Genomic DNA, 244 nt, shown 5'->3' with positions numbered 1-244 from the left:
AAACGCCGTCGCGCCTTCTACTTTCGCAGGAGGCAAATGATCGAACTTTTCAATTTCAGGAAAACTGATATCGACTTGCGAACGTCCGCTGGTACGACGATCATTCAGCAATTGTTGCAAACGATGCAAAGTTTGCGGACCAAATACCACATCAACATAAGGCGCACGCTTGATAATCGCCGCACCTTCTTGCGAGGCGACGCAGCCACCGACACCGATAATCAGATCAGGCTTGTTGCGCTTA

1 pseudogene is annotated in these 244 nt (G+C 49.6%); it reads right to left on the bottom strand.

What is annotated here, in order from left to right:
* Positions 1-244: pseudogene (locus tag QN347_RS20710) on the bottom strand (tRNA (N6-isopentenyl adenosine(37)-C2)-methylthiotransferase MiaB); the annotation flags it as partial.

Source organism: Sphingomonas sp. 10B4, assembly GCF_035019905.1.
Lineage (GTDB): Bacteria > Pseudomonadota > Alphaproteobacteria > Sphingomonadales > Sphingomonadaceae > Sphingomonas > Sphingomonas glacialis.
The sequence above is the reverse complement of the archived record's forward strand: the minus strand, read 5'-3'. Positions and strand labels throughout refer to the sequence as shown.